The organism is Pseudomonas sp. 65/3-MNA-CIBAN-0223 (genome assembly GCF_040310425.1).
Taxonomy (GTDB): Bacteria; Pseudomonadota; Gammaproteobacteria; order Pseudomonadales; family Pseudomonadaceae; genus Aquipseudomonas; species Aquipseudomonas gregormendelii.
The window spans coordinates 19874-43582 of record NZ_JBEOPV010000004.1 but is presented as its reverse complement, the minus strand read 5'-3'; the positions used below and the strand labels follow the sequence as shown (position 1 = coordinate 43582).

Genomic DNA, 23709 nt, shown 5'->3' with positions numbered 1-23709 from the left:
GAGCTGCCGGAGGCAGCTCCTACAGTGGTCATGTGTCGTGCCTCAAAGCTTGTCCAAGGCCTCACCACTGCGCTTGAACCACCCCATCAGATAGTCCGCCAGCACCTGCGTGCGTTTCGGCAAACCGCCCTGATACGGATGCACCAGATACATTGGCATCCTGCGGGTCTGATAATCACGCAACAACCAGCGCAAGCGCCCGTCGGCCAACTCCGTTTGCAATAAATACGACGGCAACCGCGCAATCCCCGCCCCCGCCAGCGCCGCTTTCTTCAGCAGACTGTAATGATTGCTGGCGAACGGTCCCATCACTCGCACCCGCAGCAACTCGTGCTGCTGGTGATAGAGTCATTCTTCGCGACCGCTGTAATGGCTGTTGAGCAGGCAGCGGTGCTCTGCCAGTGCCTGCGGTGTTGTGGGCTCACCATAGTGTTCAAGGTACACCGGGCTGGCGCAGGTCATCTCATGCCAGGCCAACAGCGGTCGGGCCACCAGCCGCTCGTCGTTACCGACCTCGGAGCGCACTGCAAGATCAAAACCCTCTCGGGATAAATCGCGGAATTCGTTACTCAGGTCCAGCTCGATTTGCACCTCTGGGTACTGTTGGGAGAATTCCAGCAACAACCCATCGAAGAAAGTTTCGCCCAGCGACACCGGCACAGTCATGCGCACTGGCCCGGCCATATCGTCCTTCAATCGCGCCAATGCCTGCCGCGCCCTCTCCACTTGCACCACCAGTGCCTGGGCCTGGGGCAATAGCGCAGCGCCGGCCGCCGTCAAACTCAGGCGGCGGGTGGTGCGCTGCAGCAGGACTACGGAAAATCGGCTTTCCAGCAGGCTGATGCGCTTGGACAATTGCCCCTTGCTGCAACCCAGTTGCTGCGCAGCCAGGGTAAAACTCCCCGCCTCGATCAATACCGCGAACGCCGCAAGGTCATCCATTTCGCTCATTGATTGTTTCCGTTTGAAAACCAAAGGTTGCCTATTAGCACGCTTATCAGCGAAAAAAACCACCCCTAGACTGGAGCCTCGTTTAAACCACCCGGGGATCAGGGCATGAAAATTCTGTTGATAGGCGCAGGCGGCACCATCGGTTCAGCGATCGACAAGGAGTTGTCGCAACGTCACGAAGTCATTCGCATCGGTCGTAACAGTGGCGATCTGCAGGTGGATATCAGCGACAGCGCCTCGATTCGCAAACTGTTCGAGCAGACCGGAAAATTTGACGCCCTGGTCTGTGCCGCTGGCAACGTGACATTCGCGCCGCTGGATGAGATGTCCGAGGAGAGTTTTGCACTGGGGCTGAAGGACAAACTGATGGGGCAGGTCAACCTGCTGTTGATCGGCCGCGAGTTCGCCAATGATGGAGCCTCGTTCACCTTCACCACTGGCGTCCTGAGCCATGACCCGATCCGCAGCGGCGCTTCGGCGGCCCTGGTCAACGGTGCGCTGGACAGCTTCGTGCGCGCGGCGGCTATCGAATTGCCTCGCGGGTTACGCGTGAACTCCATCAGCCCGACCGTGCTGCTGGAGGCGATGGGCAGTTATGCGCCGTACTTCCGCGGGTACAAACCGGTTCCTGCGGCCGATGTGGCTTTGGCTTACGCCAAAAGCGTAGAAGGCTTGCAGACGGGTCAGACTTTTCACGTGGGCTGAGCCTGAAATAATTTGCGGGAAGCTCGCCAGTGACCTGTGGGGCCTTGCCAGTGAATCTGTGGGAGCAAGGCTTGCCCGCGATGGCGCCCTTGAGATCGCTATCGCGAGCAAGCTTTGCTCCCACAGTTGATCCAGGTTGATCCAGTTTGATCCGGTTTCAGGCAGTGGGAGCCAGGGGGGCCCACTGCATCGCCGGGGTTGTGATGAGCGGTCAGGCTGCGTAACGTGGCGGCACTTGTCTGGAGAACCAAAGATGCGTGTTGCCCGTTCCCTTGTCCTTGTTGCCTTGCTGCCATTGTTTGCCGCGTGCCAGTTGTTCGATGGTCCGCGGCAAAGCGCCTCCCACGTGGGCCAGACCCGCATGCAGGGCCAGTTGACGGCGGCGGATGGCAAGCTGGTGTTCCAGCCGTGCAATCAATCGAGCAGTTTTGTGGTCAACGACACCGGTGGCACCAGCGTGCTGCAGGAGGCTGCGACCCTGGCAGACAATCAGGGCAAGTTGTTTGCCGACGTGCGCGGGCGCATCGACGGCAACCGCCTCGACCTGCAGCAGTTGTACCGCGTCGAACGCTCGGGCACGGCCTGTGATGATCCCAACTTCAAACTGCTGATCCTGCGCGCCGCCGGCCAGACGCCGCCGTGGAGCGTCAAGGTCAGCGGCAAGGGCATGGTCATTGACCGCGCCGGCCAGCCACCCCTGGCCCTGCCCTATGTCGAGGAACAGCTGGGTGACGGCCGCTTCAATCTCAGCACTGAAGCCAATGACCAACGCATAGAGCTGTGGGTCGCGCCGCAACGGTGCGTAGATGCCACCACGGGCGCGGTCCAGCACATGAGCGCTGAACTGCGCATCAACGGCCAGGTCCAGCGTGGTTGCGGGTATTTCGGCGGAGCGCGTGACGACTGATCGTTTTAGCCTCACTGATTCGGGTCTTTGGGGCTTATAATCACCGGTTTGTGCTATTCCGCCCTGGCGCAGTCAAGCGCCCCGCGAACCGGATCCTGTCATGTTACGAATCACCGAACTCAAGCTGCCGATCGACCATCCAGAAGAAGACCTGCGCCCTGCCATCGTGCAGCGCCTGGGCATTGCCAGCGATGACCTGCTCGATTTCACCTTGTTCAAACGCAGCTACGATGCGCGTAAAAAGTCTTCCGAACTGTGCTTCATCTACACCGTCGACCTCAACGTGCGCGATGAAGCGATGGTGCTGAACAGGTTCGTCGATGACCGTAACGTCAATGTGGCGCCGGATGTCAGCTACAAGGTCGTCGGCCAGGCGCCGGCGGATCTCGAACAGCGCCCGGTGGTCGTGGGTTTTGGTCCGTGCGGGATTTTCGCCGGTCTGCTGCTCGCGCAGATGGGTTTCAAGCCGATCATTCTCGAGCGCGGCACCGAAGTTCGTCAGCGCACCAAGGACACCTGGGGCCTGTGGCGCAAAAACGTGCTCAATCCAGAGTCCAACGTACAGTTCGGTGAAGGCGGCGCCGGGACGTTCTCCGACGGCAAGCTCTACAGCCAGATCAAGGATCCAAAATTCATCGGGCGCAAGGTCCTGCACGAGTTCGTCAAGGCCGGCGCGCCGGATGAAATCCTGTACGTCAGCAAACCGCACATCGGCACCTTCCGGTTGACCGGGGTCGTGGAGAATATGCGTGAGCAGATTCGTGCCCTGGGAGGCGAAGTGCGCTTCCAGCAGCGCGTCACTGACGTGCTGATCGAAGACGGACAGCTGACCGGCGTCGAGCTCGATGGCGGCGAACAGATACATTCCAGGCACGTGATCCTGGCCCTCGGCCACAGCGCCCGTGACACCTTCCGCATGTTGCACGGCCGTGGTGTGTTTATGGAAGCCAAGCCGTTCTCGGTGGGTTTCCGCATCGAACACCCGCAATCGCTGATCGACCGCGCGCGCCTGGGCAAGTACGCCGGCCACCCGAAACTCGGCGCCGCCGACTATAAACTGGTGCACCACGCCAAGAATGGCCGCTCGGTCTACAGCTTCTGCATGTGCCCTGGCGGCACCGTCGTAGCCGCGACGTCCGAGCCGAACCGGGTGGTGACCAACGGCATGAGCCAGTATTCGCGTAACGAACGCAACGCCAACTCGGGCATCGTCGTGGGCATTACCCCGGAAGTCGATTACCCGGGCGGCCCGCTGGCAGGGATCGAGCTGCAGGAACGCCTGGAGTCCCACGCTTTCGTGCTGGGGGGCAGCAACTACGAAGCCCCGGCGCAACTGGTCGGGGACTTCATTGCCGGCAAGCCGTCCACCGCACTGGGGAGTGTCGAGCCGTCCTATAAACCCGGAGTCGCCTTGGGGGACCTGGCGCTGGCGCTGCCAGCGTTTGCCATCGAAGCGATTCGTGAAGCACTGCCTGCCTTCGAAAAACAAATTCGCGGCTACTCGCTGCACGACGCGGTGCTGACCGGAATCGAAACCCGCACGTCCTCGCCACTGCGCATTACCCGCGACGAGTCGATGCAGAGCCTCAACGTCAAGGGTCTGTTCCCAGCGGGTGAAGGCGCCGGTTATGCGGGCGGGATTCTCTCGGCAGGTGTGGACGGGATCCGGATCGCCGAAGCAGTGGCTCGCGACATCCTCGGCCTCGAGGCCTGATGCTCTAAGCCACTACAAAAGCTTGTGGAAAAACCTGTGGGAGCGAGCCTGCTCGCGATTGCATACGATCAGCCAGCATATCGGGTGAATGTTAATCCGCAATCGCGAGCAGGCTCGCTCCCACAGGGGACTACCACATAGGTTCTTCAGTGCCGCAGCGCCTTCAGATATTGGCGCGCAGCACGCTCGCCGGCAACGGTTCCCCACGCTCGGCACTCGCCGCGACCGCATCGATCAGGCCACTCAACTCATACCCCTGCGCCTTGAGCCAGGACTGATCGTAGTAGGTGTCTGCATAGCGTTCGCCACCATCACATAAAATCGCCACTATCGACCCCGACTCCCCCGCCGCCGCCATCTGTTGGGCTGCCATCAAAGCGCCAATCAGGTTAGTCCCGCTCGATCCGCCGACATGCCTTCCCAAGCGTCCGGCCAGGTAATGCATGGCCGCCAGAGACAGCGCGTCCGGCACCTTGACCATCGCATCAATAACCTTCGGCAGGAACGACGCTTCTACCCGGGGCCGACCAATACCTTCGATGCGCGAACCGTGGTCCAGGCGCAGGCTCGCGTCGCCAGTCTGGTAGAAATCGAAGAACACGGAACGCTCGGCATCGGCGCACAGTACGCGCGTGCAGTGCTGACGATAACGCACATAACGCCCCAGGGTCGCCGTGGTACCGCCCGTGCCGGGGCTGGAAATCAGCCAGCTCGGTTCCGGGTGCTTTTCGAAGCGCAGCTGATGGAAGATTGATTCGGCGATGTTGTTGTTGGCCCGCCAGTCGGTCGCGCGCTCGGCATAGGTGAACTGATCGATGAAGTGGCCATCGTGCTCGCGCGCCAGGCGCTCGGACTCGGCGTAGATCTGCGTCGGATCATCCACCAGGTGACTCTTGCCACCGTAGAAGGCGATCTGCGCGATCTTCTCCCTGGACGTAGTCGCCGGCATCACCGCAATGAACGGCAGGCCCAGCATCCGTGCGAAATAAGCCTCGGAAATCGCCGTCGAACCGCTGGACGCCTCGATCACCGGCGCCCCCGGCTTGAGCCAGCCATTGCACAATGCATACAGGAACAAAGAGCGGGCCAGTCGATGCTTGAGGCTCCCCGTGGGGTGGCTCGACTCATCCTTGAAATACAGTTCGATGCCGGTAAACCCGGGCAACGGCAAAGGGATCAGGTGAGTGTCGGCACTGCGCTGGAAGTCCGCCTCAATGATCCGGATGGCTTCTCGGGCCCACTGTCGGTTGTCGCTCATGGTGGTTTTCTCGTCGGATCGGGTTTTGGCAGACCTTTTTTGAGGCCCAACATGCAAGCTTAGGAAAAAACCTACATCACGCACAGGTACAGCTGAGGTTCAATACGTTTGGCAACTGCTAGGCTCAGCCTCGGGTCCAGCACCCATAGCTGTAACGCTATATAACAAAATAGAATATAACTTTTGTTTTAACAACTAACGGCACGGGTTAGGGTGTGCCACCTTCGAACCTATCAATGGAGAGTGACCTTGCCACTGCGTAGCACTTTCACGCGTTTCTTTCAGCTGGAAGCGGCCAGCGGTCTATTACTGATCGCCGCGGCAGTCCTGGCCCTGATCATCAATAACTCCCCGCTGTCGTGGCTGTACACCAGCTTTCTCGACACTCCGGTGGTGGCGCAGATCGGTGCGCTGCAAATCGCCAAGCCGGCGCTGCTCTGGATCAACGACGGCCTGATGGCGTTGTTCTTCCTGCTGATCGGCCTGGAAGTGAAGCGCGAAGTCCTCGACGGCCAGCTGTCAAAACCTTCCCAGGTCGTCCTGCCCGGTGCCGCGGCGATTGGTGGCATGGTCATTCCCGCGCTGGTCTACTGGTTCTTCAACCGGGATAACGGCGCAGCCCTTGATGGCTGGGCCATCCCGATGGCCACCGACATCGCTTTCGCCCTGGGCGTGCTTGCCCTGCTGGGCAAACGCGTACCGGTGTCGCTCAAACTGTTCCTGATGACCCTGGCGATCATCGATGACCTGGGTGCAATCATCGTCATCGCGATCTTTTACTCCGGCACCTTGTCGACCCTGTCCCTGGCTCTGGCAGGGGCCTGTATAGCGGCACTCATCGCGATGAACCGGCTGGGTGTGGTCAAGCTTGGGCCGTACATGATCATCGGTCTGATCCTCTGGGTTTGCGTGCTGAAAAGTGGCGTCCACGCCACGCTCGCCGGCGTGACCCTGGCCTTCTGCATCCCGCTGCGCACGAAAAATGCCGAGACTTCGCCGCTGCTGACCCTGGAACATGCCCTGCATCCCTGGGTAGCCTATGGCATCCTGCCGCTGTTCGCCTTCGCCAACGCCGGCTTGTCGCTGAGCGGCGTGACCGTCGAAAGCTTTACTCATCACGTACCGATGGGCATCGCCATCGGCCTGTTGCTGGGCAAGACTGTCGGGGTGTTCGGCCTCACCTGGCTGGCGGTTAGAACCGGCATCGCAGCCCTGCCCCAAGGTGCCAACTGGGGCCAGGTGCTAGGCGTGGCGATCCTCTGCGGCATCGGCTTCACCATGAGCCTGTTCGTTGGCTCACTGGCGTTTGAACCGGGCGTCAGCGAATTCGCTGGCATGGACCGCATGGGTATTTTGACCGGGTCGATCCTGGCGGCTCTGATTGGTTATGCCGTGACAGCAGCGGCAAGTCGCAAGAATGCTGCGCTGGCCCACGCCTGACACAGGTTTGCAGCAAAATAAAAAACCCCGACCAGTCTCCTGGTCGGGGTTTTCTTTTGAGCGGTTACGCTTAGTGCGAAACGCGGCTCGTACCATCCACGGTGGCGATCCGCACTCGCTCGCCGACACGGAACACTTCGTTTTCCTGAACCTGCTGCACGTAGGCGCGCATGCTGCCGTCGTCTTCGCGCACGGTGATTTCCACGCCCTGGGTACGGGTCAGGCCCTCTTCGGTGGCAGACCCCAGCAAGCCGCCGGCAACTGCGCCGATCACGGCTGCAACGATGCTGCCGCGACCGCCACCAATGGCGCTACCGCCGACGCCACCGACGACCGCACCGGCGGCACCGCCGATCGGGGTCTTGGTGCCTTCAATTTTTACCGGGCGCAGTGCTTCGATGGTGCCCATGCGAATCGTCTGCACGCGACGCGCTTCGTCACGGGAATAGGAGTCACCGGTCAGGCTCGATTGGCAGCCAGTGAGCAACATCGCCATCGTCGAAAAGGAAGCAACCAACAAAACAGACTTACGCATAGCATCAACTCCAAAGGACAGGTATTCATTAAACTCCGCAGCATGACGCCTGTCACGGCATCGCCCGGATAAAAGTGGTTTGATTCAGGGCATGTACAGGCGCCCCTCGAATTCACCACACAGTAGCGTCAAATTACGAGATCTGCGTCACCGACCCAAGGATTTTCATGGATTACTTCATCATTGTCGTCACCACTGTCGCCGGTTTGTACTTCCACTGGTGGCTGTACGTACGGATCAAACGCTGGATGGACCGTGACCTGGCGTTAGCCCTGGCAGAAGGCGACGAAGGCAAAAAAGTCTTCATGCTCCAGCAACTGGCGAACGCTCAAGCGCAGGGGATCAAGCGTCGGGAATTGCCGCAGTGGCTCAAGGCCGCTGCGGCGAGCTATCCCGCTCGGTAGACTGCTCAGGGTGCCAGACGTTCAAGAATCCAGTCGGCGCCCTGCAGGCGGTAGTTGAGGCGATCGTGCAGACGGCTCGGACGGCCCTGCCAGAATTCGACGCGCTCAGGCAACAGGCGATAACCCCCCCAGTGCTCGGGACAATGCGGCTGCGTATCGCTGAAACGTTGCTCGGTGTTCTTGAGCAGCGCTTCCAGCTCGCCACGGTCGACGATCACCCGGCTTTGCGGCGAAGCCCAGGCGCCCAGACGGCTGCCCAACGGCCGAACCTGATAGTAGGCATCGGACTCCTCGGGAGAAACCTTGACCACCCGCCCCTCGATACGCACCTGACGCTCCAGGGCCGGCCAGAAGAAGGTCATGGCAGCGAACGGATTCGCCGCCAGATGCTGACCCTTGGCACTTTCGTAGTTGGTGAAAAACGTGAAGCCTTGCTCGTCCAGCCCCTTGAGCAGCAGGATCCGGCAATGCGGGCGCCCGTCCGGATCGACGGTGGCCAGGGTCATGGCATTGGCCTCCACCGGCGCCTGTTCGGTTTTCACCGCCTCGGCGAACCATTGATGGAACAACCCGAACGGCTCTGCCGGAGCTTGCGCCTCGGTCAGGCCGTCCCGGGTGTAGTCGCGACGCATATCAGCCAGGCCCTGGGTCATGGCGCATTCCTTTTGGTTAACGAATCACTTTTTTGCAGCGTCAGCAGCCGCGACTTTCTTGTCAGTGGCTGTCGCCTTGGCTTTGGCCGGCGCAGTCTTCTTGGCCGGCGTAGCGGTTTTTGCCGGGGCCTTCTTCGCGGGCGCCTTGGCGGCAGCTTTCTTGGCCGGGGCCTTCTTCGCGGCCGGGACATCGGCTTTCTTCGCCGCAGGAACCGGAGCGACCGGCGCCACCGCTGGCTTGACGTCCTGGGCCGCGACCATGCGCACGGGTGCCGGAGCCGGCATGTTGTACTTGCTCAACAACGCAACCATGGTGTTCTGCGGAGTCACCAGCAGTTCCACGCGACGGTTCAAGGCGCGCCCTTCGACGCTGTCATTGGCTGCCCGTGGCGCTTCACTGCCCATGCCGCGCAGCATCAGGCGATCACGTTGCAGGCCGCTGAGACGGAAGATCGCTGCAACAGCCTGGGCCCGTTCCTGGCTCAACTTGACGTTGGCCGGATTGGCGCCGGAGGTATCACTGTGGCCGAGCACCAGGACCGCAGTCTTGGGATCGACTTCGAGAATCTTAGCGACGCGGGTGAACGGGCCCAGGGTGACTGGTAGCAGCATGGCCGGGCGATCCGGGTTGAACGAACCTTCGACAGGCGCGGTGACTACCAGCACGTTTTCACGACGCTCAAGTTGCAGGTTGCTGTCCTTGATCGCGGTGCGCAGGCGCGGTTCGTAGTCATCGAGCCAGGCTTGGGTGACCTTCGGATCAGGCATGGGTACGGCTTTTGCGACAGGCTGATCCTTGCCGCCAAACGGCCACCACCACTTGCCACCTGCTTCGGCTTGGGCCTTGGCCACTTCGACCGGCTTGGCTTGAGCTTTCACGTCGGGGTTCTTGTCCAGAACTTCTTCCGAACCGAACGGCCAGTACCAGGGATTAGCGCTTTCGGCCTTGGCGACCGGTGCAGTCGCTGCTGGTTTGAGCGGGGCAGGCGCCGGGGTTGGCTCTTTTGCGGCAACTTTATCGGAGGAACCAAATGGCCACCAGCTACTGCCATCTGCGTCATTTTGTGGAGTCTGTGCGCAACCGGTGATGGCGAAGCACAGGGCCAGGGCGAAAGTTTTATTGGACGACATTGGATATCCACAAAATGAATTAACAAAAATCAGACCAGAATGGCCTGCATAAAGACACGCTTTGAAACCAGAAACGCTGTCAGGTTCCGCCCTGGAAGCCTGACGACCGGGTTTACAGACAAGTGGCCAGTACTCGCGCAAGGTTTTGCGCGCGGGGATCCATCAAGACGTACGGCCCCAGTGTATTTGTCACAAATCCGAAAGCAACATCATGTTCCGGGTCAGCAAAACCGATGGAACCGCCGGCACCCGGATGCCCGAACGCGCGCGGGCCGAGGCCATAGGTGGCATTGGGAACGTCCGGTTGATCGAGCATGCAGCCCAGCCCGAAACGGGTCCGGGTCAATAAAGTCTTGTCGTCGCCGACGCTGTGTTCGCGAGTCAGCTCGTCGAGCATTTCGCTTTCGAGCAGGCTGCCATCCAGCAGGCCGGCGTAGAACCCGGCCAGGCTGCGCGCATTGCCATGCCCATTGGCGGCCGGCTGCTGCATCCGGCGCCACTCCGGTTTATTGGTGCTGGTCAGGACCGACGGCGGATTGGTGAACGCGCGAGTGGTCATCGCCGTGGGTTCGCGCATCGTCACGTGCAGCAGGCGCTGGGCCGCGGCATCGCCGACATTGCCCTTGCCGCGGGCGATATGCGCCACCCGATGGAATTCTTCGTCGGCCAGGCCGACATGAAAATCCAGCCCCAACGGCTTGGCCACTCGCGCCACAATCGACTCTCCGGGGCCACGACCGTCGGCCCGCCGCAGCAATTCACCGACCAGCCAGCCATAGGTGATCGCGGCATAGCCGTGACCAGTGCCCGGGGTCCACCAAGGTGCTTCGGCGGCCAGGGCGTCGACCATGGCTTGCCAGTCGTAGAGGGCCTGCGGGGCCAGCACCTCGCGCAAGGCTGGCAAGCCTGCCTGATGGCACAGCAGTTGGCGCAGGGTTATCGATTCCTTGCCCGCCGCAGCGAATTCCGGCCAATAGCGAGCCACCGGTGCATCCAGTTGCAGCTTGCCTTCGGCAACCAGTTGCAGGGCAGTGACTGCGGTGAAGGTCTTGGTGCAGGAAAACAGGTTGGCAATAGTATCGCTATGCCAAGCCTCGCTGCCGTCCTTGTCGGCGCTGCCGGCCCAAAGATCGACCACCGTTTCCCCGCCAACCTGGATACACAAGGCTGCGCCACGTTCCTGGGGATCGTCGAACAATGCCGCGAATGCCTCGCGCACGGCTTCGAACCGGAGTTCGTAATGACCCTGAATCTGCACCCGCAACTCCCCTGACTCATGTTCTAAAAAGTGGCCGCATTGTTCCAGCCATTGACGGTTTTGGGAACAGGTGCGGGCCGGGCGGTCGATTACTTGGCCGCCTTGCCGGCCTCGCCTTTACGCCCGCCTTCGGCATCATGGCCGGCCTTCTGCGCCGCGCCCCGGGCCTTTTCAGCTTCTTTGGCCAGTTGATCGACAGTCGCCAGGTTACTCTTGCGCACGCTGTCGACAAATCCCTGGAACGGTAGATCGGTGATGCCCACCAACCCGAAGTGGCCATTCTCACCGTCCAGCAAGCGCCCGGTAACGGGTTGATCCAGGTACTGGAACCAATGCACCCCGACAATTGAGGGTTCCTTCAGCGCCTGCTTGAGGAAGTTCGCATAAGCCGGCCCGCGGTCCTCTTCTCTCGCCAGCTGTGTCACGCCTCCCCAGAACGGCCCGCGATCAGCCGAACCGAAGTTGAACTCGGTAATCAGCACGGGCTTGTCCAGGCTGCGCAGTTTCTCGAAGTCATAACCATCCTGCGGCTGCAGCGTGTACATGTTGAAGCTCAACACATCGCAAAACTGGGCGCAGGATTCGACCGCTTCTGGCGTGCTGACGGCAAATCGGCCGCCCAGCAACAGCTGGTTGGGGGCGTGCCACTTCAGCGAGTCGGAGATGGTCTTGAAATAGGTGTCGGCGAAAACTTTCTGGAAGTATTTGAAGTCCGCCTCAATCTCGGGGTACTCCGCGCTCGGTTGCGGCGGTACGAACCCCGGGTCCTCCATCAGTTCCCAGGCCGGCAGGTCGATCCCCCAGGCTTTGGACAGGCCTGCCTGGTTGCGATACTTGTCACGCAGCTGCTTGAGGAACGCACGTTTGGCCGGGACATCGGTGGTCATTTTCAGGGTGCCGTATGCCAGCGCATAGCGGGCTTTCGGGTCATCGCCGGGGCCGGCCCAGGCCAGCTCGTTATCGGCGAAATAGCCAATCAGCCATGGATCATCACGGTGATCGCGCGCAGCGATGGCCACGGCGCGTTCGGTGGCCATGGCAAACCGCGGGTCAAACGGATCGGGCATGCCTCCCCACCAGTCAGTGCCCGTACTGATGCTCGCGTAATCGCCGACGATCGATAAGGGCACGGTGTAGGGCACTCGTTCGGCATCACCCAGCATCGGCGCACTCCAGTTGCCCACGGTATTGAAACCCCAGGCTTGCAGGCGATCGAGGGTGTGGGCCGTCCAGCGTTTGTCGTCGAAGACTTGCGGCGCGCAAGGGGCGGCGGCAGGTTTCTCGGCCGCTTCGGCGTCGGCCTTGGCGGCATCGGCAACCCCGGCCTTGGTTTCGCTCGTCACAACGCACGGCTGGCCATACAGACGCTGCAGGTTGGCACCGTAAAAATCGTACCAGCGTCCGGCGTTGTTACCACGCCCCTGGTCGGCGCCATTGCCCCCGCGGTTGTCGCCTTCGCCATAATGGCTGGCCAGCGGCTCATCGGGCTTGGGCAGGGACTCGAACATCCACTCGCGACCGGCAATGTAAGTCTGATTGGCCTCCGGGGTCACAGTGTTCACGCCCAGGGAGTAGAACGGGTGGCCTTCAGGAGTGACCAGGTACCAACGCCCCTCTTGCTTCTCGCTGCGGAAAAATCCGCTGGCCTTGAATTGCGGGCCCTTGGTCCAGCCTCCGAACTTGTCCAGGGAAGATTTCTCGCGCTCTGCCAACCAGGTTTTCAGCAGTTGCTGTTCCTTGGCAGCGGCGCTTTTCAACTGCTCATCGCCAGTGACTTTTTCCGGCCATTTGGCACGAGTTGACTGACCGTAGGCATCCACCAGACCGCCATACGCCGCCTGTACCACGCCCTCGCCGTCCTGAACGCCAAAGCGTTCCAGCAGAATGCTCTGGGCAACTTTCGGTTGATCCATCGACAAGGTCACCGACACCACCTGGCTGCGATCCAGCTCTCCGGCGCTACTGGCCAGCAGTACTCGCTGACCATCGACGGTGATCGGCATCGGTGGCCCGGCTTTCATGCCCAGGCTCAGCGGCGAGCTCGGTTGCAGCGGCACCATCAAGGTCTGCGCAGGGCCAGCCGGCAGGTCGACCCGGCTGACCAGGGTCTTTCCATCATTGCTCTGGATTTTCACGTAGAGGGTCAGTGCCCAGCTCATTGCACTCTGGACGCGCAAGCTCATGACGCCCGACTGCGACCAGTCCCATGCACCGCTTTGCGGGGTCAGGCGCAGCGTCGGTTGTGCCACCGGATTGAATGTCACCCTGCGCAGTACTTCACCTTCGGCCGTCTGCTCCGCGTTGGACTGCGGCAAGCTGGCGTCCTGGGTCGCTACCTGAACAACGTCAGCGGGGCGCACAAAGTTGAACAGCGTCTGTTGGCCGGCAGGGGCTGCCAGCAAAGGGGCTGTGAACATCAGGGCAAAAACCCCAGCAGGTAACGAGTGGCGCAGCGAACGGCGAATCATGGGAACGAAGTTCTCCCTAACGACCAAAATGGGCCAGTGGAATATCGATGGCAGAGAGATAGACAACGCGGCGGGCGAAATTGCCCACCGGTGCCTCAGGAAATTTCACGACGGAATGGCGGCAACGCATTGAGAATGGCCTTGCCGTAACGCTGGGTAACCAGACGTCGATCGAGCAAGGTGATGGTGCCGCGATCCTCTTCGGTTCGCAGCAACCGCCCGCAGGCCTGGACCAGTTTGAGCGAGGCGTCCGGCACCGAGATTTCCATGAACGGATTACCGCCACGGGCCTCGATCCATTCCGCCAGGGCCGCTTCAACCGGGTCGTCGGGCACCGAGAATGGAATCTTCGCGATCACCACGTGTTCGCAGTAGGCTCCGGGCAAGTCCACGCCTTCGGCAAAACTTGCGAGACCGAACAGCACGCTCGAATCCCCGCCATCAACCCGCGCCTTGTGCTTGTTCAGGGTTTCCTGCTTGGAAAGGTTGCCCTGGATAAACACCTGCTTGCGCCAGTCGCGATCAAGCCCGTCGAACACGTCCTGCATTTGCTTGCGCGAAGAAAACAGGACGAGGGTGCCGCGCGAACCTTCCACCAACTGCGGCAGGTCGCGAATGATCGCCGCAGTATGCGCTGGCGCGTCCCGTGGATCGGCTTTCAGGTCGGGAACCCGCAGCACGCCGGCGTTGGCATGATGGAACGGGCTGGGGACCACCGCCGTCACGGATTTTTTCGGCAGCCCGGCACGCATGCGAAAACGGTCGAAGGTGCCCAGGGCGGTCAGTGTCGCCGAGGTCACCAGGGCACCGTAAGCCACATTCCAGAGGTTGCGTCGGAGCATTTCCGCCGCCAGGATCGGGCTGGCGTTGACCTCGATGTCGAACAGCGAGCCGCTTTCGGCCAGGGTCAGCCACCGCGCCATCGGCGGGTTGTCTTCAGGGTCCTCGACGGTGAACGCGGTCCACAGTTCCCAGTTGCCCGTACAGCGGGACAGGAGGCTACCGAACAGCGGGTACCACTCTTCGGCCTGGTTGCTGGCGATGCCAATGTTGACTTCGCCGTCCATGCCTTCCTTCAACAATTCGGTGAGACGGTTGAACACGTCATTCAGGCGGGCGAAGCCCTTCTTCAGCTCGATGCCCATTTCCCGCATGTGCTCGGGAATCACTCCGCCGACAAAGCGATGCCGTGGTCGCTCACGACCTTCGACGTCTTCGCCCGGCTTGAAATCGGCCACCTGTTCACAGGCGGTAAACATGAACTGCTGCTGGGTCTTGATTTCCCGCGCGAGTTCCGGCACCTGCTCGATCAGCTTGCCGAGGTCGCCTGGCAGCGGGTGCTGGGCGAGTAATTTGGTGAGGTTCTTGGCGGTAGTCTCCAGCCAGTCGGCCGTGGAGCGCAGACGCGTGTAATGGGCGAAGTGACCAATCGCCTTGTCTGGCAGGTGGTGACCTTCGTCGAAGACGTAGATGGTATCGCGAGGGTCCGGCAGGACGGCACCGCCCCCCAGTGCCAGATCGGCCAGCACCATGTCGTGGTTGGTGACGATCACGTCGACCTTACCCATGCCTTCGCGGGCCTTGTAGAAAGCGCACTGGCCGAAGTTGGGGCAATGGCGGTTGGTGCACTGGCTGTGATCGGTCGTGAGGCGGGCCCAGTCGGCGTCTTCCAGGGCGGTGGACCAGCTGTCGCGATCGCCATCCCACTTATTGCCGGCAAGCTTCTCGATCATGCTGGTGAACAGCTTCTGGCTGGCTTCGTCGACCTCGATGCGAAAGCCTTCCTCTTCGAACAATTGCGCCGTAGCCGTTTGCGCGTGGCCTTCCTGCAACAGCATGTCGAGCTTGGACAGGCACATATAGCGCCCCCGGCCCTTGGCCAGGGCGAAGCTGAAATTCAGCCCGCTATTGCGCATCAGGTCGGGCAGGTCCTTGTAGACGATCTGCTCTTGCAGCGCCACGGTCGCCGTGGCGATCACCAGGCGCTTGCCGGCGGCCTTGGCCGTCGGTATCGCCGCCAGGCTGTAGGCCACGGTTTTACCGGTACCGGTGCCGGCTTCCACTGCGACAATCGCAGGGTCGCCACTGCGCCGGCCCTCGTCGTCGGTGTCGATATCCCCGAGGACTTTGGCAATTTCGGCGATCATCAGGCGTTGGCCGTAGCGCGGCTTGAGGCTCTTGGCCTCGAGAAAACGCGAGTAGGCGCCCTGGATCGTGGTTTTGAGTTCGGTGCTGATCATGGATAGTCGGGCGCAAAAAACGCTGGATAAATTTTCAGTGGTTCGGTTCGGCCGCTATCATACCCCGCTAATTAATCCCGCGCAGAACGGAGTACCCAAATGACACTTTTTGCCATCGTTTACAGCCTTCATGTCCTGTCGGCCCTGGTATGGGTCGGCGGCATGTTTTTCGCCTGGATGGTCTTACGCCCGGCGGCCATGAAGGCGCTGGAGGGCCCTGCCCGGCTGAAACTGTGGGTCGAGGTGTTCAGCGGTTTTTTCCGCTGGGTCTGGGTCGCGGTAGTGGTGTTGCCGATCAGCGGCGTGGGCATGATTCACCTGCAATATGCCGGTTTTGAAAGCGCGCCGCGTTATGTGCAGGTGATGATGGGGTTGTATGTGGTGATGACGGCGCTGTTTATTCGCATCCAGGCGCTGATGTTGCCCGAGCTGCGCACGGCCGTGGCGGCGCAGGACTGGCCGGCTGGCGCCGGGATTTTGGGAAGGATTCGCCGACTGGTGGGGATCAATCTGCTGGTCGGGTTGCTGCTGGTTGCAATTGCGGCGGCTCGACCGATGTTCTGAGTCAGCAGGGCGGACGCCATCGCGGGCAAGCCTTGCTCCCACAGGTTTTCATCAACCCTGTGGGAGCAAAGCGTGCTCGCGATGACCATCACAGGATCACAACAATCCTACAACCGCTGCACAGTCACCGAACCCGCGGCCCCTGCAGGCCCAGGTTGACCATCGACACCCGGACGACCGGCCTTGCCGCCATCGGCGCGATAAACAATGCAGCCTTTGGATTTGCCGCCCGCACCTGGCTTGCCACCGGGGCCCGCGAGACCACCCGCACCGCCGGCCACCTCGACCTTGATCTGCTCGACCGGATAATCGCGCGGCACTTCCAGCCTGACCAGCGCACCGGGCGCACCAGCCTGACCGTCGCTGCCATTACTGCCGTCCGCCCCGCGACCAGCCTGGCCCCAGGTGCACCCCGGTGCCTGGCCGTTGGCGCCATCAAGCCCGACGAACCCTGGCGCCCCCGCCCCACCACGGGCGTCCACCGCCAACTGCGGGGCATTCAACGCCTTGATCTGCAAGTTGAGGTTGCGCCCCGACCGGGCTGCCTTGAGGTAGGTACCCGGCGCACCGCGGGCCGTGATCTGGCTGCCCTCGGACAACTCGGCACGACTGACCTTCAGGTCGAGCGCCTGCTCGCTGGGCACAATGGCGATCCGCGCTTCGCGCCCCAAATGCAGTTCGCCCACCGTGACTTCGGTAACGTTCGAGGGAATCAGCAAGGTGCCGTAGTCGGCTACTTCCAGTCGTTCCAGGGACAACGTGCTCGCGGTGTTGGGCAAGCGCATCAGCGAGTTGGTTTCGACGCTCACTACCTGGGCGCAAGCCAGTGGACTGATAAATGCGGCGAGCAGACAGAGATTACGCATGGGAAGCCTTCGATACGGTCGGAGCCGGAATGGTTTGCAGGTGGTATACGCCGAAAAACACAATCTTCAGGCGATCACGCCACGGATGGGCGCGACCTTTGAGGCTGCGATTGCACAGCAGCACCTCCAGAAGATGCAGAACGGCCAGCAGGCCGCCGGTCGCGGGGACCAGCAAATTCAGCGGGAAGACGAACGGCATTAGCCAGTTGACTGCCACTACCGCCCAGAACAACAGGGTCAGCAGCTTCAATAGCCCCAAGAACACCTTCATACGCTCTCCCGATGAGAATTATTCTTTGCGCGCACAGTAACGGCTTCCGCGCGGGATAAGCCATAGGGCAATCGAATTTTCTTCATGATGGGCGCCGAATGGGCCGCCCGGACGCTGGTTGGCATCGGCGGACGGCTCTGTTTCGGGCATTAGCGGTTTATGTGCAGTTCCACGCGGCGGTTTTTCGCCCGCCCTTCGTCTGTATCGTTATCGGCGACAGGCTCACGCTCACCTCGCCCTTCACTGGTGAGTTTGTTCGGCGCCAGGCCCTGGCTCAGGAGATAATCGGCGACGCTGCTGGCGCGACGTTCCGAGAGCCCCTGGTTGTAGGCATCAGACCCTACGCTGTCGGTATGGCCGATGACCTTGATGCTGACCACGTCGGCGTTCTGCAGTTTACTCATCAGTGAATCCAGTTCGCTGCGGGCCGCTGGCGTCAGGTCGGACTTGTTGAAAGCGAACAGAACGTCATTGGCATCGCTCAGCGTCACCACTTCAGTCGAGGTCGGAGCAGGTTCGGCTGGTTTCACGCTGGCCGGGTACTGCGGCAGCGGGCAACCATGGTGTTCGACAGGGGTATTGGCAGGCGTATCCGGGCAACGATCACGGCGGTCGAATACACCGTCGTCATCTTCATCGCCATCCTGGGAGTAGCAGATCAGGCCACCGGTCAGGATGCCAAGCGCTGCGCCACCTCCCGCCCAGCCGGCACTTTCAATGGCGCCCAGGCCTCCGCCGACCAGGCCGCCGATAAGGCTGCAGATTGGCCAGGTACGTTGATTCAAGGGGGCAGTGCCATCGCTGTGGGTCGCGCAACCGGTCAGCAGGCTGCCAAGCAGCAGAACCGGTAGGACGGTCCTTGTGAGAACACTCATGTTGAAAGCTCCTGTGTTACCGGCCCATACCGGTTACACAGGAGTAAAGACCGGCATCCGCGACTGCACAAGCCGCGGAGTGCGAGGGGCATCAACGATTGATTTTGATTTCCGTGCGACGGTTCATCGCGCGGCCGTCTGCCGTTTTGTTATCGGCCACTGGCTGACTCTCGCCTGCACCGGTCACAGACACGAAGCTGCTACGCGGTACGCCACTGGAAATCAGGTACTCAACCACCGAATGTGCGCGTTTATCCGACAGTTTCTGGTTGTAGGCATCGCTGCCCACACTGTCGGTGTGACCGGTCACAGTCAGTTGTGCGCTGGAGGATTCCTGTTTCAGGCGAGTAGCAATCTTGTCGAGCACTTGTTTGTCGGAAGGAGTGAGCGTCGCCTTGTCGAACTGGAAGTGCACATCACGCACGACGATGACTTCTTCCTTGACGACTACCACCTCTTCGACCACGGGTGCTGGCACCGGTGGCGGGCAACCGTCAGCATCGACCTGCACGCCTCTAGGCGTACCCGGGCACTTGTCGCGACTGTCCGGCACGCCATCACCGTCTTCGTCGCCATCACCGTGAACCCAGCAATAGGCCGCTGCCGTACCACCGATCAACAGCGCGCCATAGCCTGCCCACGCCGAGCTCTCGGTTGCACCAAGACCCGCACCGACGACACCACCGACCGCCGCACAGGTCGGCCAGTCGGTTTTCTGCAAACCTGCGCAACCAGTCAACACACTGGTTAGCAGAACCAAGGGTAATGCTGTCCGAACTATGCTCATCTAGTTTTCTCCTGAAGGATCGGCTTAGAACCGATTCAGGGAGTAAAGACCGGAGTTTTAATCTCCGCCAGCAATAGACCAACGCTGATTTGCCTCGCGTTCTCCGTGGATCGATGCATTTGCCTCAATAGAGCGCTAGGCCCGGACCTTTGGGCAGGCTAGTCTTGGCGGACGCTGATTGAGGATCCTTGATGATTGCCGGTATTTCTTCGCGCACGCCGCAACAGGCGCTGGCCGCCTTGCTTGATCGATACGCCCCCGCACGCCTGCTATTGATAGGTGCCAGTGAGTTTCCCGCGCTCGAGGCCTTCAAGCTCGCGCACCCCGACAGTTGTGTGGCCCACGCCGCACCGGGTCTGTTGCCTGCGGAACTGGCGGCACGCCGGTTCGACCTGGCGCTGGTGGTCGATTGCCTGGAACACCTGCCCAAACGCGACGGTCTGAATTTGCTTGGAGGCATCCGCAATCTCAACGCCAGTCGTATCGCGGTGCTGGCTGACCTGCACGCCAGCGGCTGGCAGGAGACGGACTTTTTCTCCCTGGCCCTGCAAGCCAGCGAGCGGTTCCAGCGCGACGATCAGGTGGTGACGTTGTTCACCTATGATCTGCTTGACTACAAACAGGTACCCGACTGGCTCAACTCGAGGTTCTGGGCCAATCCGGAGAACTTCGGGAAATATTGGTGGTAACGCAATGAGTACATCGATTTGCCCTTGCGGCAGCGGCACCCTGCTGGATGCTTGCTGCGGTCATTATCACGCAGGCCACCTGGCCCCTTGCGCCGCGGCCTTGATGCGTTCGCGCTACAGCGCCTATGTGTTGGGCCTGATCGACTATCTGGTGGCCACCACCCTGCCCGCACAACGGGCTGGCCTGGATCGCCAGTCCATCAGCGACTGGAGCGCCAACAGCACCTGGCTGGGTCTTGAGGTTGAGAGCTCGGAAGTCTTTGGCGGGCAACCGGAACATGCTTTCGTGACCTTTACCGCGCGCTGGCATGACAGCACCGGGGAGCACAGCCATCGCGAGCGCTCCTCATTTGTGCAGAACGCCGGGCACTGGTATTTCATCGATCCGACCGTGCAACTCAAGGCCGGCCGCAACGATGCCTGCCCCTGTGCCAGCGGCCAGAAATTCAAGAAGTGCTGTGCGGGCTATTTCGGCAGCTGAGGCATGACCTGCATCACCTGCAGGCCCAAGGGAAAACCATCATGATCACCCGGCGCATCGTCCTCCACCTGCTGACCTTGAGCCTCGTTCTCGGGCTAGGCGGCTGTGCGTCCTGGTTCAGCAGCGACGAGCCGGAACCGCAACTGCATCTGGTGAAGGTGGAAGTGATCCGCGCCAAATTGCTGGAGCAGAAATTCCTCCTGCACTTTCGAGTGGACAACCCAAACGACAGCGACCTGACGGTACGCGGCCTCGAGTACCGTATTCATCTGGGTGACATGCTGCTGACCGAGGGTGAACACGAACACTGGTTTACCGTGGGGCCCAAGCGCAGCGCGTATTTCAAGGTGCCGATCCGCACGAATCTGTGGCCAAAAATCCGCGGGCTGGTGAAATTGCTGAAAAAACCCGGTCAGCCCATCCCGTACCGTCTGGAAGGAGAGATGGAAACGGGTTTATTCATCGCTCACTACGTGCACATAGCGCGCAATGGCGTGATAATCCCCGCCGATTTAATTCCGGAGTAAACCTGATGACCCAGCAACCCCATGTTCATGGCCCCGACTGCAATCACGATCATGATCAACACGATCACCATGATCACGACCATGGCCATGTCCACGGCCCGAATTGCGGCCACGCCCACCAGGAGCCGGTGCGCAACGCCTTGAAGGACGTCGGTCGTAACGACCCTTGCCCATGCGGCAATGGCAAAAAATTCAAGAAGTGCCACGGCGCCTGATCGGGTCGTTCACCGCTACCCTGTGGGGGCGAGCCTGCGCGCGATAGCGTCGAACCCGACGCACCGCGTCGCGGCGATCGCCAGCAAGCCGTCCCCTGCAGAATTTGCGCTGTCGCCACCACCATGGTGGATTCGCCGCGCCCCGTGAACGTCCTTAATCAGACAAATCCAGAAATAACCTGACACCCCGCTTGCGCGCCCCTCTCCTGCTCACTAACGTAGCGGCTTTATTGCGTTAATACCCCGCAGGAGCTTTGCCATGGCCTCGCCAGCCCTTACTTATTTTCTTCCCCGGTTCGGCGTTGCCGCAGCAGTGGCCGGTGTTCTGGGCCTGACCGGTTGTCAGACCCTGAACACTCAGGACACCCTCCCGCCCACCACCGGCGTGCAGCCGCTTAAAGGCCTGGCGCAGAACGTCTCGGTGCGGCGCAACGCCATGGGCATGCCGCTGATCGAAAGCAACAGCTTCCACGACGCGCTGTTCGCCCTCGGCTACGTGCATGCCAGCGATCGCATCACGCAAATGGTCACCCTGCGCCTGCTGGCTCAAGGCCGCCTGGCAGAAATGTCCGGCGCCGACTTGCTGGACGCCGACCGCTACATGCGCGCGGTCAACCTGAAGAAAAGTGCTGGTGAGCTGTACAAGGCGTCCTCCCCGCGGCTCAAGCGTTTTTTTGAAGTCTATGCCCGGGGCGTCAACGCCTACCTGTTCCGCTACCGCGACAAGTTGCCGGCAGACCTGATGGCAACCGGCTACAAGCCCGAATACTGGCAACCGGAAGATTCGGCGCTGATTTTCTGCCTGCTGAACTTCAGTCAGTCAGCCAACCTGCCGGAAGAAATTTCCTCGCTGATGCTGGCGCAGACCGTCAGCACCGACAAACTCCCCTGGCTGACGCCTTCGGCCCCCGACGAAAAACTGCCAGTGGCCGAGGCCGAGAAACTCCAGGGCATCAAGCTCAACGGGCAGATTCCGGGGCTGGTCGACATCAGCAAAGCCGCCAGTCAATTGTCCGACCTGAATTTGCTTGGCGCCACGTCCTCCAATAACTGGGCAATCGCACCGCAGCGCAGCCGCACCGGTAAAAGCCTGCTGGCCAGCGACAGCCATGGCCCGCTCGGCGTGCCATCGCTGTTCAGCTATGTGCAGATTCGCGCGCCGAAATACCAGGCTTCGGGCGTGACCATCGCCGGCCTGCCGCTGGTGCTGGGTGGCTTCAACGGCAAAGTGGCGTGGAGCATGACCACGGTCATGGGCGACAACCAGGACCTGTTCCTGGAAAAAATCAAGCGCCAGGGTAACGGCCTGACTTACGAGGTGGGCGGCAAATGGCAGCCGGTCATGGTTCGTAACGAGACCTACTTCGTCAAAGGCCAGCGGCCGACTCGCGAGGCGGTGTATGAAACCCGCCATGGCCCCCTGCTCAACAGTGCCAAGGGAACCGCCCTGGCCAACGGTTTTGGCCTGGCACTGCAGGCGCCGAGCTTCACCGACGACAAGACCCTGGACGCGTTTTTTGACTTGTCCCGGGCGCAGAATGTCGAGAAGGCCTCAGATGCCAGTCGTGAAATCCGCGCGATTGCGCTGAATCTGGTGTTCGCCGATGCGAGCAACATCGGCTGGCAGGTCACCGGGCGTTATCCGAACCGGCGCGAAGGCGAAGGCCTGTTGCCCTCGCCGGGCTGGGAAGGTCGCTACGACTGGGACGGTTACGCCGACCCGATGCTGCACCCATACGATCAAGACCCCGCCCAGGGCTGGCTCGGCACCGCCAACCAGCGGGTCATCCCCCATGGTTATGGCATGCAGCTGTCCAACTCCTGGTCCGCACCGGAGCGCGGCGAACGCATGGCTGAACTCGCCGGCACCGGCAAGCACGACACGCGCAGCGTGATCGCCATGCAATACGACCAGACCACCACCTTCGCCCCCAAGCTGAAGAAAATGTTCACGGCGCCGGGAATGGCCCAGCCGCTCAAGCAAGCCATCGAAGCGTTGCCGACGGCCGACGCGGTCAAGGCTCGCGAGGCCTATGCCCGCCTGATGGCGTTCGACGGCAAGCTCAGCCCGACTTCCGCCGATGCAGCCATCTACCAGCTGTTCCTGCAAGAAAGCACGCGGCAGATCTTCCTCGATGAGTTGGGGCCGCAAGACAGTGCTGCGTGGAAAACCTTCATCGCCAACGGCAAGCTTTCCTACGCCGCCCAGGCCGATCACCTGCTGGGACGCGAGGACAGCCCATTCTGGGATGACACGAGCACGCCGCAAAAAGAGGACAAGGCAGTGATCCTGGCCCGCAGCCTGGCAGCTGCAATCACCGCGGGCGACAGCTTGTTGGGCGCCGATCACAAGGCCTGGCAATGGGGCAAGCTGCACCGCTACGAATGGAAGAACGCCAGCGGCCAGACCGTCCGCGGTCCGCTTGCAGCCGGTGGTGATCACACCACGTTGAATACCGCCGCGTTTGCCTGGGGCGAAGATTTCAACACTACCCTGGCACCGTCCATGCGTCTCATCGTCGACTTCGGCCAAGCCGAGCCGTTGATGGGCCAGAACGCCACCGGACAATCAGGCAACCCGGCCAGCCCTAATTACCTCAACAGCATCGATCCGTGGCTGAAGGGGCAATACATGAGCCTGCCGATGCAGCCGCAAAACTTCGACAAGGTGTATGGCAAAGCCCGACTGACACTGACTCCCGGGAAGTAGTCTTCCCCAGTTGATCATGCCCTGTGGGAGTAAGCTTTGCTCCCACAGGGCATGATGTGT

At 61.2% G+C, this 23709-nt stretch carries 22 protein-coding genes and 1 pseudogene; 11 read left to right on the top strand and 12 right to left on the bottom strand.

Annotated elements, in window-relative coordinates; translation table 11 throughout:
- Positions 1-42: 42 nt before the first annotated feature.
- Positions 43-951, bottom strand: a pseudogene (locus AAEZ09_RS05210) (LysR family transcriptional regulator).
- A gap of 105 nt (positions 952-1056) precedes the next feature.
- Between AAEZ09_RS05210 and AAEZ09_RS05205 the strand changes: the two are divergent.
- The 3 genes from AAEZ09_RS05205 to AAEZ09_RS05195 all read left to right on the top strand — a co-directional run bounded on the left by AAEZ09_RS05205 (position 1057) and on the right by AAEZ09_RS05195 (position 4277).
- The gene (locus tag AAEZ09_RS05205; RefSeq protein ID WP_045061064.1) at positions 1057-1656 is read left to right on the top strand and encodes a short chain dehydrogenase; all 600 of its coding nucleotides are present in this window, start codon (positions 1057-1059) and stop codon (positions 1654-1656) included.
- Positions 1657-1909: 253 nt separating this feature from the next.
- Positions 1910-2563, top strand: coding sequence for a COG3650 family protein (locus AAEZ09_RS05200; RefSeq protein ID WP_045061065.1), 654 nt, complete (start codon positions 1910-1912; stop codon positions 2561-2563).
- A gap of 100 nt (positions 2564-2663) precedes the next feature.
- On the top strand, positions 2664-4277 hold the full coding sequence (locus tag AAEZ09_RS05195) for an NAD(P)/FAD-dependent oxidoreductase (RefSeq protein ID WP_045061066.1): 1614 nt from the start codon (positions 2664-2666) through the stop codon (positions 4275-4277).
- Between the two features lie 163 nt (positions 4278-4440).
- On the opposite strand, the gene AAEZ09_RS05190 is transcribed toward AAEZ09_RS05195, so the two are convergent.
- The gene (locus tag AAEZ09_RS05190) at positions 4441-5535 is read right to left on the bottom strand and encodes a PLP-dependent cysteine synthase family protein (RefSeq protein WP_045061067.1); all 1095 of its coding nucleotides are present in this window, start codon (positions 5533-5535) and stop codon (positions 4441-4443) included.
- A gap of 249 nt (positions 5536-5784) precedes the next feature.
- Between AAEZ09_RS05190 and nhaA the strand changes: the two genes are divergently transcribed.
- Positions 5785-6975, top strand: coding sequence for a Na+/H+ antiporter NhaA (gene nhaA, locus AAEZ09_RS05185; protein ID WP_045061068.1), 1191 nt, complete (start codon positions 5785-5787; stop codon positions 6973-6975).
- A gap of 70 nt (positions 6976-7045) precedes the next feature.
- Here the strand turns inward: nhaA and AAEZ09_RS05180 are convergent, their stop codons facing one another.
- Complete coding sequence (locus tag AAEZ09_RS05180) at positions 7046-7510, bottom strand: outer membrane lipoprotein (protein WP_020798113.1); 465 nt, start codon at positions 7508-7510, stop codon at positions 7046-7048.
- 167 nt (positions 7511-7677) lie between these two features.
- On the opposite strand from AAEZ09_RS05180, the gene AAEZ09_RS05175 reads away from it, so the two are divergent.
- Positions 7678-7914 (top strand): hypothetical protein, encoded by a 237-nt coding sequence (locus AAEZ09_RS05175; protein ID WP_045061069.1) that lies wholly within the window; start codon positions 7678-7680, stop codon positions 7912-7914.
- 5 nt (positions 7915-7919) lie between these two features.
- Here the strand turns inward: AAEZ09_RS05175 and pdxH are convergent, their stop codons facing one another.
- The 5 genes from pdxH to dinG form a co-directional block, all read right to left on the bottom strand.
- Positions 7920-8567, bottom strand: a complete 648-nt coding sequence (pdxH, locus tag AAEZ09_RS05170; RefSeq protein ID WP_205893107.1) for a pyridoxamine 5'-phosphate oxidase — start codon at positions 8565-8567, stop codon at positions 7920-7922.
- A 24-nt stretch (positions 8568-8591) separates the two neighbouring features.
- Positions 8592-9698: an OmpA family protein gene (locus AAEZ09_RS05165; protein WP_350598453.1), complete on the bottom strand. Its 1107-nt coding sequence runs from the start codon at positions 9696-9698 to the stop codon at positions 8592-8594.
- Between the two features lie 112 nt (positions 9699-9810).
- Positions 9811-10956 carry a serine hydrolase domain-containing protein gene (locus tag AAEZ09_RS05160; RefSeq protein ID WP_350598451.1) on the bottom strand — a complete coding sequence of 382 codons (1146 nt, stop codon included), beginning with the start codon at positions 10954-10956 and terminating at the stop codon, positions 9811-9813.
- Positions 10957-11045: 89 nt separating this feature from the next.
- Positions 11046-13424, bottom strand: coding sequence for a beta-agarase (locus tag AAEZ09_RS05155; protein WP_350598449.1), 2379 nt, complete (start codon positions 13422-13424; stop codon positions 11046-11048).
- A gap of 95 nt (positions 13425-13519) precedes the next feature.
- Positions 13520-15664, bottom strand: a complete 2145-nt coding sequence (dinG, locus tag AAEZ09_RS05150; protein ID WP_350598447.1) for an ATP-dependent DNA helicase DinG — start codon at positions 15662-15664, stop codon at positions 13520-13522.
- Between the two features lie 99 nt (positions 15665-15763).
- On the opposite strand from dinG, the gene AAEZ09_RS05145 reads away from it, so the two are divergent.
- Positions 15764-16228 carry a CopD family protein gene (locus tag AAEZ09_RS05145; RefSeq protein WP_045061075.1) on the top strand — a complete coding sequence of 155 codons (465 nt, stop codon included), beginning with the start codon at positions 15764-15766 and terminating at the stop codon, positions 16226-16228.
- Positions 16229-16335: 107 nt separating this feature from the next.
- Here AAEZ09_RS05145 and AAEZ09_RS05140 read toward each other — a convergent pair whose 3' ends face one another.
- From AAEZ09_RS05140 to AAEZ09_RS05125, 4 genes are all read right to left on the bottom strand, one after another.
- Positions 16336-17094, bottom strand: a complete 759-nt coding sequence (locus AAEZ09_RS05140) for a collagen-like triple helix repeat-containing protein (RefSeq protein WP_045061076.1) — start codon at positions 17092-17094, stop codon at positions 16336-16338.
- Positions 17087-17365, bottom strand: a complete 279-nt coding sequence (locus tag AAEZ09_RS05135; RefSeq protein WP_350598445.1) for a DUF1145 domain-containing protein — start codon at positions 17363-17365, stop codon at positions 17087-17089. Before AAEZ09_RS05135 ends, AAEZ09_RS05140 begins: the two co-directional genes overlap by 8 nt.
- Before the next feature lie 149 nt (positions 17366-17514).
- Complete coding sequence (locus AAEZ09_RS05130) at positions 17515-18240, bottom strand: PA1041 family peptidoglycan-binding anchor lipoprotein (RefSeq protein WP_350598443.1); 726 nt, start codon at positions 18238-18240, stop codon at positions 17515-17517.
- A 91-nt stretch (positions 18241-18331) separates the two neighbouring features.
- Positions 18332-19027, bottom strand: a complete 696-nt coding sequence (locus AAEZ09_RS05125; protein WP_045061079.1) for a PA1041 family peptidoglycan-binding anchor lipoprotein — start codon at positions 19025-19027, stop codon at positions 18332-18334.
- Between the two features lie 191 nt (positions 19028-19218).
- Between AAEZ09_RS05125 and AAEZ09_RS05120 the strand changes: the two genes are divergently transcribed.
- The 5 genes from AAEZ09_RS05120 (at position 19219) to AAEZ09_RS05100 (ending at position 23649) form a co-directional block, all read left to right on the top strand.
- Positions 19219-19716, top strand: a complete 498-nt coding sequence (locus AAEZ09_RS05120; protein ID WP_045061080.1) for a DUF6231 family protein — start codon at positions 19219-19221, stop codon at positions 19714-19716.
- 4 nt (positions 19717-19720) lie between these two features.
- Entirely contained in the window at positions 19721-20197 is a 477-nt protein-coding gene (locus AAEZ09_RS05115) for a YchJ family protein (RefSeq protein ID WP_045061081.1), read from the top strand.
- A 41-nt stretch (positions 20198-20238) separates the two neighbouring features.
- Entirely contained in the window at positions 20239-20724 is a 486-nt protein-coding gene (locus tag AAEZ09_RS05110; protein ID WP_045061082.1) for an LEA/WHy family protein, read from the top strand.
- A gap of 5 nt (positions 20725-20729) precedes the next feature.
- Positions 20730-20939 carry an SEC-C metal-binding domain-containing protein gene (locus tag AAEZ09_RS05105; protein WP_122837732.1) on the top strand — a complete coding sequence of 70 codons (210 nt, stop codon included), beginning with the start codon at positions 20730-20732 and terminating at the stop codon, positions 20937-20939.
- A 259-nt stretch (positions 20940-21198) separates the two neighbouring features.
- A complete protein-coding gene (locus AAEZ09_RS05100) occupies positions 21199-23649 on the top strand; it encodes a penicillin acylase family protein (RefSeq protein ID WP_350598439.1) in 2451 nt (816 codons plus the stop codon).
- The last annotated feature ends 60 nt before the right edge of the window (positions 23650-23709 follow it).